The organism is Flavonifractor sp. An82, assembly GCF_002159265.1.
Lineage (GTDB): Bacteria > Bacillota > Clostridia > Oscillospirales > Oscillospiraceae > Flavonifractor.
In genome coordinates this window covers 48,330-62,640 of record NZ_NFHG01000011.1, presented here as the reverse complement: position 1 = coordinate 62,640, position 14,311 = coordinate 48,330, and the positions used below count along the sequence as shown (strand labels likewise).

The 14,311-nt window shown below is 56.5% G+C and carries 16 protein-coding genes; 13 read left to right on the top strand and 3 right to left on the bottom strand.

The features are described 5' to 3' along the window. Window positions 1-2: 2 nt before the first annotated feature. Window positions 3-773, bottom strand: coding sequence for an SDR family NAD(P)-dependent oxidoreductase (locus tag B5G34_RS11735; RefSeq protein ID WP_087337559.1), 771 nt, complete (start codon window positions 771-773; stop codon window positions 3-5). A 153-nt stretch (window positions 774-926) separates the two neighbouring features. On the opposite strand from B5G34_RS11735, the gene B5G34_RS11730 reads away from it, so the two are divergent. The 12 genes from B5G34_RS11730 (at window position 927) to B5G34_RS11675 (ending at window position 11,591) form a co-directional block, all read left to right on the top strand. Continuing rightward, the gene (locus tag B5G34_RS11730; RefSeq protein WP_087337557.1) at window positions 927-1,832 is read left to right on the top strand and encodes a LysR family transcriptional regulator; all 906 of its coding nucleotides are present in this window, start codon (window positions 927-929) and stop codon (window positions 1,830-1,832) included. A 745-nt stretch (window positions 1,833-2,577) separates the two neighbouring features. Next, entirely contained in the window at window positions 2,578-3,204 is a 627-nt protein-coding gene (locus B5G34_RS11725; RefSeq protein WP_242957008.1) for a hypothetical protein, read from the top strand. A gap of 106 nt (window positions 3,205-3,310) precedes the next feature. Next, window positions 3,311-3,592: a hypothetical protein gene (locus B5G34_RS11720; protein ID WP_140397245.1), complete on the top strand. Its 282-nt coding sequence runs from the start codon at window positions 3,311-3,313 to the stop codon at window positions 3,590-3,592. Beyond that, window positions 3,567-4,775 carry an antirestriction protein ArdA gene (locus B5G34_RS11715; RefSeq protein WP_087337548.1) on the top strand — a complete coding sequence of 403 codons (1,209 nt, stop codon included), beginning with the start codon at window positions 3,567-3,569 and terminating at the stop codon, window positions 4,773-4,775. The genes B5G34_RS11720 and B5G34_RS11715 overlap by 26 nt, the downstream gene beginning before the upstream one ends. After that, window positions 4,775-5,512: a hypothetical protein gene (locus B5G34_RS11710; RefSeq protein ID WP_087337545.1), complete on the top strand. Its 738-nt coding sequence runs from the start codon at window positions 4,775-4,777 to the stop codon at window positions 5,510-5,512. Before B5G34_RS11715 ends, B5G34_RS11710 begins: the two co-directional genes overlap by 1 nt. 82 nt (window positions 5,513-5,594) lie before the next feature. After that, window positions 5,595-6,158 (top strand): hypothetical protein, encoded by a 564-nt coding sequence (locus B5G34_RS11705; protein WP_087337542.1) that lies wholly within the window; start codon window positions 5,595-5,597, stop codon window positions 6,156-6,158. 39 nt (window positions 6,159-6,197) lie between these two features. Further along, a complete protein-coding gene (locus B5G34_RS11700) occupies window positions 6,198-7,217 on the top strand; it encodes a hypothetical protein (RefSeq protein WP_087337539.1) in 1,020 nt (339 codons plus the stop codon). A 1-nt stretch (window position 7,218) separates the two neighbouring features. Next, a complete protein-coding gene (locus B5G34_RS11695) occupies window positions 7,219-7,770 on the top strand; it encodes a DUF4314 domain-containing protein (protein WP_087337536.1) in 552 nt (183 codons plus the stop codon). A 108-nt stretch (window positions 7,771-7,878) separates the two neighbouring features. Beyond that, a complete protein-coding gene (locus B5G34_RS11690; RefSeq protein ID WP_087337533.1) occupies window positions 7,879-8,961 on the top strand; it encodes a M23 family metallopeptidase in 1,083 nt (360 codons plus the stop codon). A gap of 4 nt (window positions 8,962-8,965) precedes the next feature. Then, window positions 8,966-9,217: a DUF6103 family protein gene (locus B5G34_RS11685; RefSeq protein WP_087289501.1), complete on the top strand. Its 252-nt coding sequence runs from the start codon at window positions 8,966-8,968 to the stop codon at window positions 9,215-9,217. Next, the gene (locus tag B5G34_RS11680) at window positions 9,217-10,656 is read left to right on the top strand and encodes a hypothetical protein (RefSeq protein ID WP_087337530.1); all 1,440 of its coding nucleotides are present in this window, start codon (window positions 9,217-9,219) and stop codon (window positions 10,654-10,656) included. The genes B5G34_RS11685 and B5G34_RS11680 overlap by 1 nt, the downstream gene beginning before the upstream one ends. Window positions 10,657-11,183: 527 nt before the next feature. Next, window positions 11,184-11,591: a hypothetical protein gene (locus B5G34_RS11675; protein ID WP_087337527.1), complete on the top strand. Its 408-nt coding sequence runs from the start codon at window positions 11,184-11,186 to the stop codon at window positions 11,589-11,591. A gap of 37 nt (window positions 11,592-11,628) precedes the next feature. On the opposite strand, the gene B5G34_RS11670 is transcribed toward B5G34_RS11675, so the two are convergent. Together B5G34_RS11670 and B5G34_RS11665 are read right to left on the bottom strand one after the other, a co-directional pair. Further along, window positions 11,629-12,036: a PIN domain-containing protein gene (locus B5G34_RS11670; protein WP_087289504.1), complete on the bottom strand. Its 408-nt coding sequence runs from the start codon at window positions 12,034-12,036 to the stop codon at window positions 11,629-11,631. Next, window positions 12,033-12,251: a type II toxin-antitoxin system prevent-host-death family antitoxin gene (locus B5G34_RS11665; RefSeq protein ID WP_087289505.1), complete on the bottom strand. Its 219-nt coding sequence runs from the start codon at window positions 12,249-12,251 to the stop codon at window positions 12,033-12,035. Before B5G34_RS11665 ends, B5G34_RS11670 begins: the two co-directional genes overlap by 4 nt. Before the next feature lie 116 nt (window positions 12,252-12,367). On the opposite strand from B5G34_RS11665, the gene mobP3 reads away from it, so the two are divergent. Next, window positions 12,368-14,296, top strand: a complete 1,929-nt coding sequence (gene mobP3, locus B5G34_RS11660; protein WP_087337524.1) for a MobP3 family relaxase — start codon at window positions 12,368-12,370, stop codon at window positions 14,294-14,296. Window positions 14,297-14,311 lie beyond the last annotated feature (15 nt).

The window sequence follows — 14,311 nt, the reverse complement described above, 5'->3', positions numbered from 1 at the left end:
TTTTACAGGAATGCGCCGTTGCACACCTGGATGACCTGGCCCCGGACGGCTCTCCCCATCTTGCTTGCCAGATACAGGCAGGCGTAGGCTTGGTCCATGGGGTCACACTCCGGGCCGGGGAAGTAGACGAAGTGGCCGCTGTATTTCAGCATCTCCGCGCCGCCAGGCTGTTCTCCTGCCTTGTTCGCCAGGTGAGCGGGGGTAACGGTAGCGCCGGGGGCCACGGCGTTACAGCGGATATTGGTGTCGATGAGCCGCATGGCCACATTCTTGGTCAGGGTATTCAGCGCCCCCTTTGTGGAGGTGTAGGTGGCCCCGCAGAAGGGCCGGGTGCCGTTCACAGAGGAGATGTTGATGATCACGCCGTCGTTCTTAGGCAGGAAGATCTTCAGCGCCTCCCGAATATAGCGCATGGGGCCGCCCAGGTTGGTGTTCATCACATACATCATCCAGTCGTCATCTGTCTCGTCGATCATCTTCTGCTCCCCGATGCCGGCGTTGTTGATGAGGATGTCCACGTCCCCGAACTCCTTCAGGGCGGTGTCAAAAACCTTCTTTGTGTCCTCGGTGGAGCACACGTCGGCCACCACGCCGACCGCTTTACCACCCTTGGCCCGGATACCGTCCACCACCTCGTCCAGCTTCTCCTGGTGCCGGGCGGTGATGACCACTGCGGCTCCCTCGTCGGCGAATAGTTCCGCCATCGTGCGGCCCATGCCGTAACTGGCCCCGGTGATAACGGCGACTTTATCCTTAAGCAACTGCTGTTCCATATTTCTGACCTCACTTCTGTATGTTTTTCCTTGTTCCTTCTGCTCATAGTTTAGGTTGGAGAGTCAGAAATGGCAAATACTTATATGCGATACAATTCCATAATTGACGGTTATGGAATGATGGGGTATACTGGCACCAAGGAGGGATGGCCTGTGGAACTGCGTACCCTGCACTACTTTTTGACTGTGGCCCGAGAACAGAGCATCTCCGCGGCGGCGGAGTCCCTGCATATCTCCCAGCCCGCCCTGTCCACCCAGCTGAAGGGGATGGAAGAGGAGCTGGGGAAGCAGCTGCTGATCCGGGGGACCAAAGGCTCCCGGAAGGTCGTCCTCACCGAGGAGGGCATGATCCTTCGCCGCCGGGCGGAGGAGATCCTCTCTCTGGTGCAAAAGGCGGAGGAAGAGATCACCCGTTCTGACGAAACCATCGTGGGCGACGTGGTGATCGGCGCCGGAGAGACCGACAGCGTGCGTTTGCTGGCCCAGGCCGCAAAGGACCTGCAAAAACAATATCCAGATATCCATTACCACATCTCCAGCGGCAACGCGGAGTATGTGTTGGAATATCTGGATAAGGGGTTGATCGATTTTGGCCTGCTGTTCCGGGAGCCCGACCTGAAAAAATATGAGTGGCTGGCCCTGCCTACAGGGGATGTCTGGGGCGTGCTCATGCGCCGGGACGCCCCGCTGGCCCAGAAGGCGGCCGTGTGCCCGGAGGATCTGTGGGAGCTGCCGCTGATCATTTCCCACCAGAAGGGGGATGACCGACAGCTGTCCCAGTGGATGGGGCGAGAGATCTCCGAACTGAATGTGGTGGCGACCTATAACCTGGTGTTCAACGCCTCTCTTCTGGTAGACGAGGGCCTGGGCTATGCTCTGTGCTTTGACAAGCTGATCCACACAGAGGGGACCGGCCTGTGCTTCCGTCCCTTCTCCCCACTCCTGGAGGCGCCGGGCTATATTGTTTGGAAGAAATATCAGATTTTTTCCAAGGCGGCGGGGCGGTTCCTTCAGACCGTGCGGGAGAGGATCTCGGATGGAGCGCATGGATCGTCATGAGGATGCTGGCGTGGAATCCATTCGGTCAGCGACTTGGGGGAAATGGCATCTTTTGTTTACTGCCCCGTAAATCCTGAGCTGTGGACAACGCAGAAATCACTTGCTTAATCCTGTCCTCTGAGTTACAATGCAGGCAGTCAGAGGCATGAAAAACGCTCCCTGTCCAAGCTGAGAAATCGTTTCCGGCAAAGGGCTGGGAGCGTTTTTGACCACAGGATCCACCACAGACAGCGGCGCACCACATGGAGATTTGAGTTCTAAAGAGTGGCGGAAAGAAAGCGAAACGGAGCGGAAACCGCTATAAATAGTTATAAATAATGTGAAAAATGTTCAGATGACTTTTCGCATCCGAGAGGTCGAGGGTTCGAATCCCTTCGAGTCCGCCACAAAAAGCCGTGAAATGTTGAATTTCACGGCTTTTTTGTAACTTTTTTGAGGGAGTTATGGGCCTGTAGCTCAGGCGTTTCTAAGCTGTTTTCCAAAATGTTCCCCAGTTCGTTCGCATCCCTCTTCATTTTTGCTTTGATGGTATCCTCCCTCGCCCTTTTTGGTCGGCAAGAAGCAGAACTTAACCACAGAAACGCGACATTCACATCCAAGCAATGTGTACAAAACGGTTCGCATCTCTTTTGTGAAAAATTCGTATAAACTTGTATTTATGCCAGGACTCTAATGGGAGCCTGGCTATTTTTGATTGGAGGTGTTCAATGTGAGAGAAAAATATTTTTTGGAGCTTTCTCGCCGCTTGCAAGAGCGAGGAATCGAATCATCTGTCATAGCGGACAAGCGGCTGGAGGTATTCCTCCACAGCCAGCCGGTTCTCTATGTGTCCCCGGCAAGCGACGTCTTCCTACTGCCAGCCGGTAGTCAAAACGAGGAGGCCAGTGAATTGTACCATCAGGTGGCCATGGATGCGGACGAGGTATACAGTTATGTGGAAACGATGCAAAACGCCCCCCTGCTCCATGCCTCTGGCCTGCATGCGGACTTCCGCCTGCTGGCAGACTTCGGCGGCGCGGTGCTGGCAGGCCAGGAGCGAGAAAATGGCCAGGGGTATCAATTTGTAACCTGGATCTGGGACTATGACCGAACTGGAGTCAGCCACGGTCACTACTATGAAGATAACTTCCAGAGCGCCAAGCAGGACTTTGCTGTCCGCTCCGGCCTGATCCCCAGAGCGCAGCTATTTAGTCCGGAGGAGCTCACGGAGCTGTACCGCGCTACAGATCACTTCTTAGAGGAAGGCCCGGAGCTGGACTACAAGCAGCAAAAAGCCATCCAGGAGGCCAGAACAAAGATCGAGTACACCGTCCCGGATCTCCAGAGCCGGTTGGAGCAGGTCCAGAGTCAGGAACCACAAATGAATTTATAGATCCTACGCTGAACAAGGCGGGGGCCGTATCATGTGCCATCAGGCAGATACGGCCCCCGCTTTTTTGTTTTCAGAGCAGAAAAAGCAAGTGGAGGAGGTGCTCCGTGTGGACCCCAAAAATCTGAACAGTTATGTCGGGGTGGTCAATCAACCGCCTCCTAAGTGGAGTAGTGTGAAGAAATGGCTGCTCCACATCAACTATGCGCCCGGCTATGCCCCGGAGCCGGAACAAAAACCAGTGTGCCGACAGTTCTCCCGCTGCGAGGGCTGCCCCTATCCCGCCCACGGTTTCCTCTGTTGGGGCGGCGAGGATGACTGTATGCGCACCAGAGTAAAAAAACTGAACGAAAAGGAGTTGGAGCATGAGGATCAAAGCGGCTTTGTATAACGCTGATCACTTGGAATATGGCCTGGTCACTATCCCCTTCCCCATCCCGCAGGATCAATACAACGACACGATCAAGATGCTGGAGGCGCTGGATATCGGAGACCCGCGGGCAAAGGATTGTATGGTGGAGGAGATCGAAGGCTGCGTTCCCAGTCTGAAATGCCTGGAGGGGCACAGAATCAATGTGGACGAGCTGGACTACTTGGTCAAGCGGCTGGACAGTTTTTCTGACGGGGAGCTGGTTCAGTTCCAAGGAATGGCAGCGAAAATGGGACTCTCCGATATGACCGACCTCATCAATTTGACCTTTTGTTGTCAGCAGGCCACGGTCATTACGGACTTTTCCGACTTGGAGCAGATTGGCCGGGATCACTACATGTACCTCCACGGCGGATGCGTCTCCATGGAGGAGCTGGAGGAACTGGATGGTATGGAGACCGCTCTGCTCCTGATCTCGGAAAATGAGGGTACCGTCACTCCCTACGGCGTCGTCTACGACAACGGGATGCAGCTCAGCCGGATCTATCAGGGAAGAAACTTCCCGGAGTATCTATATGAGGAGAGCCTGATGACTGTTTCACTGAGGTCCATCCACGACAGCGACGACAGCCGCGAGGCGGTTTGGCTGTACCTGCCCACATCAGAGCGCCAGATCGAGCGGATGCTCTGGCGGGATGGAATGGAGAGTGAGGATTTCGCAACATTGGAGATCCAAATCAACAACTTGCCTGCCGCTGTTGAAACGGCCTGTCCCTTGGAGCAGGAAAGCATCTTTGATCTCAATGCCATGTGCGCCGCCCTCTCAAAGCTGGCGCAGGCAGATCGAGCCAAATTGGAGGCTGTGGTGGCCTATGCAAATCCGGAGAGCGCCGCTGAGATTCGCCGCCTGGCGGAGAATCTGGACCTGTTCGATTTCGTCCCCAATGTCCATACGCCAGGTGAGTACGGCAGATATATGATCCAGGACTCCGGCCATTTCGACTACGACAGCAATCTGGACGCCTTTTATGACTATGAGAAGTACGGCCAGCAACGCATCCAGCAAGAACAGGGAATCTTCACAGAGCGGGGCTACATTGCCTATCAGGGAACTTTGTCACTGGATGAGCTGATGCGGAAGGAGCCCGCGGAACAATACCAGCGAGAGCAGGATGAGTCCATGGGGATGGGGGGACTCTCCTGATGCGGAAGGAAACCGATCTTCCCAAGGTGAAGATGATCGCCCATGTACTCCTTGATATGCCAATCGCAGAAACTTCATTTTCACCAGCTATCGTCAGCCACCCGTTTACAAGTACCGGGGTTACCGCTGCTCAAAATGAGGATGGCAATATCACTGTGGTCGACTTGCTCAACAACAAAGAAGACTATGCCAAATGGAAGGAGATGGTGGGCAAACAGATCGACAGTGCTAAAAACGCCTGTCAGGTATTTTTCCTCCTTAACAAGCCCTATTATCTGACTTTTCTCAAATTTTCTGCCCCAGTCCTCTCACAGGAGGATCTGGGCCAATTGCTGGCTCATGCGTGGATTTTGGAGGAGTGCCCAAACCAAGACCGCAATGTGAGCAAAAGAGAACTGCTGGCTCTATTCCATTCTGTCCCGCCGGAACTTCTGATGGACGAGGAGGAGTACGCAGTTTATCAGTCGCTGGAGGATCCTGTGACCGTCTACCGCGGTGTGACTTCCTATAATGCCAAAAACATCAAAGCACTGTCCTGGACGTTGGACCGGGATACGGCAGAGTGGTTTGCCCACCGCTTTGGTGAGGAGGGCACCGTCTATGAGGCTCAGATTTCAAAGGAACACATTCTTGCCTTTTTCAACGGCAGGAAAGAATCAGAAGTCGTAGTGGATCCCAAATACCTGGAGCAGATCATGGAGTCTCCGAAACCAGAGATGGAGATGCAGATGACCTGATTTTTCCCTGTAGTTTGCAGTAGACTTTCCCCGCGAGTTGTGGTATTGGTTGTGGTTACAAAACGAGAAGGAGGCAGACAAGATGAAGTATGAGATTACAAGCAAGAAGGAATTTCAAATAGAGGCAGCCAAGGCGCTGCTGGCAGATGGCCAGCCCCATTCCTATGCTGAGATCGTGCAGCATATCCGCAGCCAGGCGGAAGGGACGGTGCTGGAGGGGCGTATCGACTACGGCAATGTCTGGTATTCCCTCCGCAGCATGATGGAGGAACCGGGCTCTCACTATCAAAAGGCCGGGTGGGGTGCCTACCAGAAGGACCCGCCCCAGCGCATAACCGCCGAGCCATCGCAGGATGCCAAGGACGGCCAGAGTGAAATCTATCAAATCATGGATCAAGCCGTCGAGCTGCTGGAACGATTCGAATCTTACAGCAGCAGAGTACAGGGTGAGCTGAATTTGACAAGCGGGCAGGAAACATTCACAGCTATCCGGCAGCAGATCATGCAGAATCTGGATGGCACTGTGACCGGCCTGAGTTGCTGGGCCGCAGAGCTGGAGGATCTGCAGGAAACACCGGCGCAAAGGGAGACACAGCCGGAAGCTTCTGAGCAGACAAAGGCAGATTCCATCTCCCTGTCCATGTGAGCGCACCGCAGGCAGCAATCAGAAAAGTGAGGAAAGCAAATGAAAGATCAAAAGTTCCCTTTAAGGCCTGCATCCCGTGAGGAGGCGGGCCTTTTCTATTCCAACGATGAGCGGGACGAGGTACTGGGCACTGTGGGCCACCTCCGCATGGACTTCGGCTCCGGCGGGAAGGGATTCCACCACACTTGGTGGCCCCACAACGAAGACCGATTCAACACCCCAGAGTTCAAGGAAGCTCTGCAGGAATTTGTGGATGCTATGCGGCAAAGCGGTCCGCTGAAGAACTTGGCAGCCATGAACACCTATTGCTGGCACAACGGAGGTGAGATCTCAGAAAACGACCGCGTCTACGGGTTTGTTGCGGAGACAGAACGTTACCGATTTTGCCTGCGGTGTACCCCAAGACCAGGGGATTATCAAGGGTATCTGTATTGCTACGACCTACGCCAGCAGGAGATGGCCAGACAGGAGAAACTGGTGGGCCGAGTGACCTATGCCAGCGGCGAGCAGCAGGAATTTTGTGATCCCCAGCGGTATCTCCAGACTATTCGAGAAGAACTGCCCTACCGAAACACCACCGGCTTCCGGTACGAGACCCTGACAGACGATCCAGCGGTGAAAAAAGCGGTAGACGACATTCTTCTGGATGTTGCCGGCGAGGAGAACCCCCGCCGCACCTGCAACTATGGTCTCACTGAGGCCGGAAAGCAGGCCCTGCGGGATGCTGCGGACCCCAGCAAGCCTCACACCTATTCCTGGTTCGTGATGACTGACTGCAACACTTCGAAGGAGCAGAGCCACAGGGCTTTGACACTGGATGGGGCGATACAGCTCTACCAAGACAGCGACCGGCCTGAGAAAAGGCTGGGCGTCACCAAGGATAGCATCGCCACAGTGGATCTGGTTCGATTTTGTGATGGAGAACAGCAGTTCTTTGAGGACTACCGCAGGCTGGAGAGTTTCCGGGATGACCCGGCCATTTCCGATGCAGCGGAGACTATCCGGCAGGAGCTGAAACAGACAGCGCCCCAAGAGGACATAACGATGGGAGGAATGTGAAGTGCGAGAAGTACCGAGAGAGTGGCTGGAGTTCATGCGGGAGCAGTATCCCAAGGGCAGCCGGATTCGATTGATTGAAATGGCGGACGATCCCCATCCCCTCCCGGAAGGTTCCATGGGGACGTTGGATCATATCGATGATCTGGGCACCTTCCACGTGAAATGGGACAACGGCCGGGAGTTGGGGGTGGCCATCGGGGAGGATCGATTTTCCGTCCAGCCGCCGGAGCCAACTCTTCTCAAGTTGTATTTGCCCCTGACCGCCGACTTTTACCCGCGGGACGAGTGGGGCGATACGTCCGAGGAGGGCGAGGAGTGGGATGGCCGGACGCTGCTGGACTACGAGGACCATATCCGGGGCGCCCTGGTCAGAAACCGGATGCCGGAGGAGAAAGAACGGGGCGTTATGCGCTGGTACGATAAACAGGACAGCCTGAATGTCAAAGTGCGGTCCGCGGAGTTCAACGCAGAGGAACGCAACGGCCAACTCTGGGGCGTGGCGGAATGCCGGGTAGTTGGGGAACTCTCCCCGGAGGAACTTTCCTCCCTATGATAACATATTTTTCTCAATATGTAAATGTGTTATCAGGAAGGAGTGATTCAGCTTTATGGATAGTATTTTTCTGGAACACATGGGGCCGTCTACGGGGGACATGCGCCTATGAGCGTCGGCGTTGCTGCCGCGATCAAAGCGGCCATTCTTGCTCTGACAGACGAGAGAACTCGGAAGAAGATCGGCTGGGTACTGGTGGCCATCCTTTCCCCCATCATTGTGATCGTGGCCCTGATCTGTTCTATCTTCTCCGCCACCTCCCAGCAGAATGTTTCCACCGTGGAGCTGTGCTTCCGCGGCGGGACCATCTCCAGTGAAGTCGCCCCGGAGTACCGGCAGTATGTGCTGGAGATGCGGGAGAGTTTCAGCACGCTGGACAGCATGGTGGAGGAGATCAACAGCTTGCTGGAAGATGGGGAAAGCCTTGACGCAAATCGGGTCAAGGCCATTTTTTATGTTCTGTATTTCGGCGCCCAGCAGCCGGACGAGGTGGGACTGCAATCTTTTGTGGACTGCTTTGTGACCTACACAGAAGGGGTCCGGACGGTCATTGACACAGACCAAGAGGGCAACGAAGTGGAAGTCGAGGAGACCTATCAGATCCCGCACTTGGTGGATGACCTGTCCCAAATCTACGAGCGGATCGGCGAGGCGACGGGAGTCACGGCCACTCCAAGCCACCAGGCAAACGCTGACAACATCTACAACCTAATCGTCTACGGCTCCCCCAGCGGATCCAGCGGCGGCTGGTTTCCAGGAGCGGACGTGCCGTTTATTGGGGTGGACGGGTTCTGCTCCCCCATCGGGGCTGGCTGGGAGTCGGTGGTGACCTCGGAGTTCGGCTACCGCAGCGACCCGTTTACCGGCGAGACCAGAGGACACACCGGCATGGATCTGGCGGTGCCTACGGGCACGCCCATCCGGGCCGCATTGCCCGGCACCGTCACTGTGTCCCAGTACAGCAGCAGCTACGGCTACTATGTGATGATCGACCACGGGAATGGTCTCTCCACCTTGTATGGCCACAACTCACAACTGCTGGCCCAGGTGGGTCAGACGGTAGAGGCCGGAGACATCATTTCTCTCTCCGGTTCCACCGGGCGGTCCACAGGGCCCCACCTCCACTTTGAGGTGCGTGTCAACGGGGAGCGGACAAATCCAAGATATTATTTACCGACGTCAGGAGGATGACAAAATGAAAAAAGCAACGATCTCAGTGGCTGTTGAACAGGAAAAACTCAGAGCAATCCAGTTCTACATGGGCAAGAGCGGCACCTCTCTGGAGGCGGAGTTAGATGATTTTATGGCGCGGCTCTATAAAAAATATGTGCCTTCCCAGACCAGGGAGTACATCGAAAGCCGGGAGAGTTCCGAGGAGCCAGCCCGTCCCAAGTCTGGCAAACTCGCCCGCACGACTGAGCCGATTCAGGCAGAGGAGGTGGAGTGATGGGCAATTCCTATTCTGCCGAGGTGTGGCTGGACGAACGCCGCTGGGATGCACTGGAAGCGGCTCTGGAGGAGCAGGGCACCAACATCGAAAAGTATCTGCAGGACTACCTGGTAGATTTGTACCGGGAGATGGTGCCAGCAGACCAAGTTCGGGAGATCGAGTCCTGCATCAAACAGGAGCGGCAGGAGGAACTGCGAGAGGCCGAGGCACGGAAAGTTTTCTCTGTATTCCGCCTATGGGATGGAGGGAAAAGCCGCTGTCTGGCAACCGAATATCCGAAAGAGTTTCTGGATGTGGCCCGGCTCCTGCGTAAGTGCCTGCAGGAGGGAGATGGTGGCACCGACGCCTTTGCCCGAAAAATCTATGGAGGTTATGAAATTTCTCTGGAGCGGTTTAATGAGCTGACACAGGAGCGGCTGGAGAACACAGGGCGTATCGCCGGCGTATTCGAGCTGGACTTTGACAAAAAAGTGTTCTCAGCCGTCCACATTCTGGACGGCTGGAAAAGCTATCGGTTCCAGGATGTAAGCACCGCTGCCTACCAAGCGTTCCGCAAGGAGCACAGCTCTCAGGAGGAGCGTTGGCGGAAATTTGTGTCCCGGCTGGAGGGAAAAGAGCTGACTGACCGGGATCTCGGCGTCCCTCTGAAGGCTCTGCGGGACCTCCAGCCGGGAGACCTTCTGTTCACAGAGCCAGCCAACCGTATGGGGCGGCTGCTGGATTTTCAGGTGGACTGCTCCAGCGACACGGTGCAGATGGAGGTGTTCGGTCCAGAGGTAAAATGCGCCAAGACCGGCAGCTGGCTCGACATCTACGTCAGCTACGATGTGGCCCGGCAGGAGGTGCGGGATCACTTGGATCTCACGCTGCACCGAAAAGACGGCGCATGGGAGAAGTCTTTCACCTACGTTCTTTCTCCGTCGGAGCGGGAACTTTTGAGGACCGAGCTGGAGGAGCATTGCCAGAAACAGTACAGGAAAACGCTGAACGATCTCTATGCGGAACGGTATCGGCAGGAGGCCGGGACGCCGCCCAAGCTGGATGGCGGGAGCCAGCGGTTGGATCTGCGGCAGGTCTCCTTCGAAGGCGACATCTCCGAGTACGACGGAACGCTGTCCTTCTACATGCCGGTCACCTTCGACCCGGACGCAGTGTTTGGGACCAATGTGACCTCAGATTCCAATGGCGACTGGCTCAACGTCTACGCCAACTATGACCTGGAGACGGGCGGGCCGGAGCAGTCACTGACCGTCGTGCTTGTCTGCGGTGACGGGAACGAGTTCGAGTTTTCCTATCCCTTGACCGCCTCGGATCGGGAACAGCTCCGGGAGAAGATGGAGGGCTACTGCCAATCGCAGGCCGGGATGTCCCTGGATAACTACCGACAGGAGCTGTGCTCAGAGGAGTCGTCCATGGAACAGGGGCCTCAGATGTAGCTGGTGGGAGTCGCCCTCGATGGGCGGCTCCTGCGTTTCTCCCCGTTGTTGCCCCTGTGCCGCCCCGTGTCGCCCTTTTGATGGCGGGGTGGCATCCGTACCCCTCCCCGCCCTCTGCAGAGGCGTGTTGAGGCCGTGCGCCCGCTGTTTCGCAAAACCGCCCTCTGACCCAGCGAAGTGCTCAGGGGTGGAGAGACGGTGCGGCGGAAGGAACGAGCTTTGCCGCCTGCGGCGAAGTGAGAGATATGGAGCCTACAACAACGTGAACCGGGGGGACGAAAAAGGTGCTGGATAAAGCGGTGGCTCCACCGCCTTTCACACCGTCCCGCAATGCGGGCCGGGGATACGGTTTTCAAGCAAAGGCCACCACTTTTCAGCACGTTTTCAAAATATGCTGTGGCTCCACTTTTGGGGAGAAGGCTCCTGTTCCGGCTCCAATCCAGCCGGAATCCACCGTTGTTCCGGCGTTTTGGCTGGCTCAGATGTGGCTCCTTCACCTTGAAATCGAGATTTTTGGAGGTTTGACTATGACAGAAGAAAAGACACGAATCCACACCCGGATCTCACCGGAGACGGAGCAGAAAATTGCTGCGGCTATGCCCCTCTCCAACTGCAGAAGTCAAAATGAATTCGTGGAAAAAGCGCTCCAGTTCTACTGTGAACACCTGACCGCCCAGGATACCTTCTCCGCCCTGCCGCCGGTACTGCTCTCCGCCATTCGCGCTACCGTGCAGGCCAGCGAGGATCGGATCTGCCGCCTGCTGTTCAAACTGGCTGTGGAGATGGATATGATGATGAATATCCTGGCGGCGGGCATGGAGCTCACGGACGAGGATCTCCGGGAACTCCGGGGGAGGTGCGTCCGCGAGGTCAAGGAGACCCGAGGCAGGATCTCCTTCGAGGACGCCGTCGACTATCAAAAAGGTGCGAACTGAAATGCCGCCGTCCAAGCAGGACGGCGGCGTTTGTGTTTCAGCTATTCAGAAAATCAGAGGGTGTGACTGCTGGCACAATGGAGCCTGCGAAATCCTTCGTGTTCCGGGTCAGGATACAGTCGGCCTCATTCCGCTCTGCCACCGCGTCCACCACAGCATCCTCGAAGTCCTGCATCTCCCGTGACAGCGCGGTGTGGATGTCCATCCCGGTCACATCGGCAAAGGTGACCAGCGCGGCCAGCTGCTCCACACGCTCCTTCGCCTGCTGTGGAGACTGCAGCGCCTTCCGCAGCACATAGAAAATGTCGGTCACTGCGGAGGCGGAAAGCAGACACTCCGCCTCCGCCTCAATCGCCTTGCGCAGAGCTTGATAGGAATCCGAAAAAAACGGTTCACGCTTCTGGAGGATGTCCAAAAGCACATTGGTATCCACCATGATCCTCATTGCCGCGCCAGACGCTCCTTCCGGATCGTGTCCTCATCTGCATCCACTCGAGATGCGATACCCACCAACTCGTCCAGCACCGCCAGCTTATTGCTGGAGGGGCTGGTCAGGCGGGCGATGTTCTTCCCGTTCTTCGTGATATACACATCCTGCGTGGCGACCATGTCCAGATACTTTCCCAGATTGGATTTGAACTCCGTTGCTGTCACGATCATTTCAAACACCTCCAGCGGTTATAGTGTGGTTCCTGCTATTCTCATTATACGGAAACCGCACGATATTGTCAATAAAATCGTGCGGTTATTTTGTTCGATACAAGGCGGTGATATGCGTGCCTCGTCTGGTTTTCAAGTGTCCCTACATTCGGGGCGGCTCGAAAAAAGTTGCCGCCCATCTGAGCAACTATGTCCGATACATGGCGACTCGGGAGGGCGCTCAGCGAATCGCCGTTGACAAAGCCCAACTGCCCGCTACAAAAAAACAGCAGCAGATGGTGGAGCAGCTCCTCCGGGATTTTCCTCTCAGCCGTGGAACCTTCGAGTACGAGGACTACGCCGCCGCACCCACTCGGGGCAACGCCGCAGACTTCATCACACGGGCGCTGGAGGACAACTACGATGCGGCGGCGAAAAAAGAAAACTACATCAGTTACATCGCCAGCCGTCCCCGCGCCCAGCGCACGGGCTCCCATGCCCTTTTCACCGGCTCGGATGAGTCGCCGCCCCTGTCCAAGGTGGCGGAGGAGATCGCACACCACCCCGGCAATGTGTGGCTCCCAATCATCTCCCTGCGGCGAGAGGACGCCGCCCGGCTGGGCTACGACGACGCGGAGCGGTGGAAAAGCCTGCTCACTGGATACGCCATGGAGATTGCCCAGGCCATGAAGATCCCCTGGGATCAGTTCCGGTGGTATGCCGCCTTCCACGACGAGTCCCACCATCCTCACGTCCACATGGTCTGCTACAGCGCGGATGGAACGTCCGGCTACCTCACCAAGCAGGGGATCACGGACATCAAGTCCGGTCTGGCCAAAGAAATCTTCCAGAACGACCTGACCGAACTTTATCAGCAGCAGACCCAGCGACGGGATACGCTGAACCGGGATGCCCAAGAGGTGATGCGGGAGTTGCTCCTCCGCATGGAGGAGGGAACGGTTGACAATCCACGTATCGAGGAGCTTATGACCCATCTGGCGGATCGCCTGCAGTTCCTCTCCGGGAAAAAACAATACGGCTATCTGAAAGCGCCGCTGAAGGCCGTGGTGGACGAGATCGTGGACGAGCTGGCCAGGGATCCCCGTGTGGCCAAAGCCTACGACCTGTGGTATGAGATGCGGGAGGAGGTGCTGCGCACCTACAAAAACGATCTGCCGGAACGCCTGCCTCTCTCCCGGCAGAAGGAATTCAAGCGGATCAAAAACATGGTCATCCAGGAGGCAATACGGCTGGGAGAACTGCGGCAAGTGTTCCATCCGGAGGATCAGGCAGAGGACACACTACCAGAACAGAAAGGAGCAGACGGCCCCCAGCCGGGGCCAGAGTCCGTTTGGGATGAACGTTCTAATGACAGCGGAGAACCGCACAACTCATGGGAGCAGATATACCGGCGTGCGAGGGCCATCCTCGAAGATCCGAAAGCACCGCCGGAACAGACGGCCCAGGCGGTGGAGCTGCTGACCAAGGCGGCGGAGCATGGAAGTTGCTCCGCCGCTTTTACGTTGGGAAGGTTGTATCTCTCGGGGACAACACTGCCCCACGATCCCGTCGCCGCTGTCCGATGGCTGGAACGTGCGGCCCTGGGTGGAGATCAGCACGCTCAATATCGCCTTGGGAAATTGCTTCTCCAGGGAGATGCGGTTCCCAAGGATGCAGACGGGGCCGTCCGCTGGCTGACCGCGTCCGCGGAGCAGGGAAACCAATATGCCCAGTATGCCCTTGGCAAGCTCTTCCTGCTGGGAAAGGATGTTCCAGAGAATCGGAAGGCCGCTCGGCAGTGGTTCCAGAAAGCAGCGGAGCAGGGAGATCAGTACGCCCAGTATTTTGTGGAGCGTATGGATCACCGGGATCTTTTTCCCGTTGTGCAGTCAGCCGCCCGGCTGCTCCATCACCTGGCCGGCATCTTCCGGGAGCAGAGCCAGCCTCCCCACCCCAGAGGTTTGAGGCTGACCGTGGACAAAAAACTCTGGCGGAAGATCCGGGAAAAGAAGATCGCTATGGGGCATAAGCCCGACGATCATGAAGAACCGACCATCACGATGTAACGGAGGTTTTAATGT

What these genes read in the sequence shown, in the direction of transcription:
- B5G34_RS11685 (WP_087289501.1), top strand. Translation starts at nt 8,966, where the DNA reads ATGAAAAAAGCAACGATCTCAGTGGCTGTTGAACAGGAAAAACTCAGA.
- B5G34_RS11700 (WP_087337539.1), top strand. Translation starts at nt 6,198, where the DNA reads ATGAAAGATCAAAAGTTCCCTTTAAGGCCTGCATCCCGTGAGGAGGCG.
- B5G34_RS11665 (WP_087289505.1), bottom strand. Translation starts at nt 12,251, where the DNA reads ATGATCGTGACAGCAACGGAGTTCAAATCCAATCTGGGAAAGTATCTG.
- B5G34_RS11690 (WP_087337533.1), top strand. Translation starts at nt 7,879, where the DNA reads ATGAGCGTCGGCGTTGCTGCCGCGATCAAAGCGGCCATTCTTGCTCTG.
- B5G34_RS11715 (WP_087337548.1), top strand. Translation starts at nt 3,567, where the DNA reads ATGAGGATCAAAGCGGCTTTGTATAACGCTGATCACTTGGAATATGGC.
- B5G34_RS11675 (WP_087337527.1), top strand. Translation starts at nt 11,184, where the DNA reads ATGACAGAAGAAAAGACACGAATCCACACCCGGATCTCACCGGAGACG.
- B5G34_RS11735 (WP_087337559.1), bottom strand. Translation starts at nt 773, where the DNA reads ATGGAACAGCAGTTGCTTAAGGATAAAGTCGCCGTTATCACCGGGGCC.
- B5G34_RS11670 (WP_087289504.1), bottom strand. Translation starts at nt 12,036, where the DNA reads ATGAGGATCATGGTGGATACCAATGTGCTTTTGGACATCCTCCAGAAG.
- B5G34_RS11710 (WP_087337545.1), top strand. Translation starts at nt 4,775, where the DNA reads ATGCGGAAGGAAACCGATCTTCCCAAGGTGAAGATGATCGCCCATGTA.
- B5G34_RS11705 (WP_087337542.1), top strand. Translation starts at nt 5,595, where the DNA reads ATGAAGTATGAGATTACAAGCAAGAAGGAATTTCAAATAGAGGCAGCC.
- B5G34_RS11680 (WP_087337530.1), top strand. Translation starts at nt 9,217, where the DNA reads ATGGGCAATTCCTATTCTGCCGAGGTGTGGCTGGACGAACGCCGCTGG.